Raw genomic sequence first — 3,060 nt, forward strand, 5'->3', positions numbered from 1 at the left:
CGCCCGTCCAAAAAGGACGGGCGGGACGCCCATCCCACAAACTTGTGGAAGTTATTTAATTCTCATTCCTTATCTCAGGGGAAAAGAGTTTTTTTAAAGTCATGTTTAAGAGTTTTGCCATTCTTCCCATCGTTGCTCGGCTGATAGTAAAACCAATTGTTTGGTACAGTAAATAACGGAGTTATTCGAGAGTTGCATCATCCCAAGCTTCAATCAATTCCGCTAAAATCAGCAGTTGGCAGTCAGTTTTAATTTGACTCCGCATCGCTCAGTTCGAGGAGCAATATTTTGGGTCTCACGATACTGTGCAAATCAGTTTTTGGACGAAACTCCGAGGCTCCACAAAAACGGTTGGCTATTGCTCTTTGTGACAGCGGTTCATTATGGTACACATCCATAATTTTTTGTCTAAAATCAAGAGAATAAGTTTTCATTTTTACTAATGTGTGATACTTTCTACAATTATTAATAGTTGGCAGTCGAGTGAATGCTGTGGGTCGAGCAAATGCTGTGAGCGCTCAATTTAATTAGAGCTGCATGACATTTTCGGGTTCTATATTTTTCACTTCGTTCAAGTCAGTTACATCATACCTCATGTTTCTGAGAAAGGCTATATGTACAGTAATCCTATATAATCCTAAACGTTCAGCTACATCTGTAATGCTTTGACTCTCTCCAGCTTTTAACCCATAAAGTGCCTGATTTTTTGGTGGGTTAGTTATAGTTTACGGCGCTCAGACAAAATTGTTTTTAACTCCATCGCTGTTAAATCAATTCTTGATTGGTAATCTACCTTTATGCAACAATACTTAAATTATTAGTGTCATTCTCGCCTAGTTTTATGGAAATGGTATTAGAGATAAACGCAGCGGTCGGAGGCATTTATTTGTGGTATTTTGTGCTTACAATTTTATTCTATGGCATAGCTTAACGGGAGGATTAAGACGCAGGTGGGCTAACAAACTTTTAAACACCTTTACTGATGCGCTCGAAGCGTTTCGGACAGCAATATATTTTTGGTTTGTGTGTTGTGGCTGAACCACAGTTGGGACGTATTCTCTGCTTATAAAGCAAGTTCGATGCTCTGTTTGGGCTTGAAATTTGTTTAAGTACCGTTAAAATCAAATATTGTTCAGGGGTGGGATTCCTCACCGCCCCCAGATTCATCTCCTCACTCACCCGAACGGTGAGTGAGAGGTTCTTTTTGATCAAACTAACTATTGCAGCCAGTACAAAGGGTTTGTCAGTGCGGGCTAACCCTTTTAGCCAGATTGGATTGCCCAGTCCTATGCTAGATACCACTTGAAAGTTAAATTAACAGGTTATTATGTATAGCACAACAAGTTCAGTTCGATCGACATGACTATCTATATTGGAAATCTTTCTTACCGCGCCACCGAAGAAGACCTGAAAGCAGTATTTGCAGAGTACGGTACTGTCAAGCGAGTTGTCTTGCCTACGGACAGGGAAACTGGTCGGATGCGCGGTTTTGCATTTGTTGAGATGATGGAGGATGCCCAAGAAGACGCTGCAATTGCCGAATTAGACGGTGCAGAGTGGATGGGGCGCCCCTTGCGAGTGAATAAAGCTAAACCGAAAGAAGAGGGAAATCGAGGCGCAGGTATCAAGAGAAACGACGGATATTAGTCCGAGATGCGGCGGTTGACATCCTCTCGGAACCCACCTGATGCGCAAGTGCGCAAGTAGCGCCGAATTGCTAGCAGCAGTTGATTTTGGGGATGCAATGTCAAATCCGCTGCACAAAAACATCGATTATTTACAGGAGCCTGTGGTATGGTTTTATTACAAGAATTTGATGCCAAAGAATGGGTGAAAACGCGCAGTTCCCTAGACGGTGAAGCAACATTTCTCACCTGGAACGGTTATATTTACTCTTTTGTTCCCAACGAACCGAAAAAGCGCTTGTTCAAAATACTTGGCATGAGTGCAAGCAGGTGTATTGCTGACGGCGAGGGCGGCTGGAAATTCACCTCGCGAGAACTAACTTACTATCTCGACCCCAACAGCGGAAAAATTCTCCACAAATGGGAGAACCCTTGGACAGGAGAAACCCTAACGGTTGCTCACGTTGCTAACAACCCGGTCCAAGGTAATTTTAAAGGAATTTTCCCGGCTAAAGTAGAGGGTGAAATTACGACTTTTGTCTTTGACTTATTTCCCAACTATCCTAATCCTTTAGCTGAGGATACCAGATTTGTTGATTACAGTCCAAATCCCATCTATCAAGCAGCGGAATTATTTAAGCTGACAGTGCCCACTGCAGAATTATTAAATCCTGAACTTGTCTCAGTTTCTCAAGTAATTCTGAGTTGGGATAGAATCGGGCCGTGGCTGCCATGGATGAAAATGGGAAATCTGCCCGGTAACATGATTTACAGTGCCACGGGTTCCAAAGTCAAGAGTTGGACAGAATTACCTCAATTGCTGGAAGAGGAAATTAAAACTCGCATTCCTTTGTATAAAGATGCGCCGAAATCGCAATTAGATGTGGAAGATATGAGTTCTTGGATTTATTTTCAAGAGAACTTTGATGCTTATCTCGCGGGAGAAAGATTCCCTCTGCCAGCACCGGAAGTATAAGCTCATAATAGATGAATGCCCTCAGTCAGTTCGCGATCGCATGGCGGCTCATGCGAAACCGCGTTTTTTACTGAATCTGCGGGCCCAAAGGCGTGTTTTCGTCCATTTTTCCCCGGTTTCGAGCTCGGAGTGCGATCGCGGACTGTCAATGTAGGGTGCGCGCACCAGGAGATTACGGCATCATATCAAATCCGGTAGCATCGGAATTAATATTACTTACAGCCAGGACACGGCAGTGCCGTGTCCCTACAATTAATCTGGCGTAGGGAAACGGCACGTGCAGTCTCCTCTATATCATAAGGAGTGTAACCGGAACTGATAAGTAGTTAAGCAAAATTAATTACATAATTATCTCCAAATTCTTTAAGAATTTTTTCGACAGATGAAACAAGAGATTGCCAGCTAGAATAGGCATCTATTTCCAGCCATTCATATTTGATAAACCGCCACAAAATCTCT

2 protein-coding genes and 1 pseudogene are annotated in these 3,060 nt (G+C 42.9%); all 3 read left to right on the forward strand.

Annotated features, from left to right (window positions below; all coding sequences use genetic code 11):
• Positions 1-852: 852 nt before the first annotated feature.
• Positions 853-1,109 (forward strand): annotated as a pseudogene (locus ACUVJL_RS25880) (hypothetical protein); the annotation flags it as partial.
• A 250-nt stretch (positions 1,110-1,359) separates the two neighbouring features.
• Positions 1,360-1,647, forward strand: a complete 288-nt coding sequence (locus ACUVJL_RS25885) for an RNA recognition motif domain-containing protein (protein ID WP_015179076.1) — start codon at positions 1,360-1,362, stop codon at positions 1,645-1,647.
• Between the two features lie 147 nt (positions 1,648-1,794).
• The gene (locus ACUVJL_RS25890; RefSeq protein WP_445248460.1) at positions 1,795-2,601 is read left to right on the forward strand and encodes a DUF1838 domain-containing protein; all 807 of its coding nucleotides are present in this window, start codon (positions 1,795-1,797) and stop codon (positions 2,599-2,601) included.
• Positions 2,602-3,060 lie beyond the last annotated feature (459 nt).

Source organism: Microcoleus sp. OTE_8_concoct_300 (genome assembly GCF_031383065.1).
Lineage (GTDB): Bacteria > Cyanobacteriota > Cyanobacteriia > Cyanobacteriales > Microcoleaceae > Microcoleus.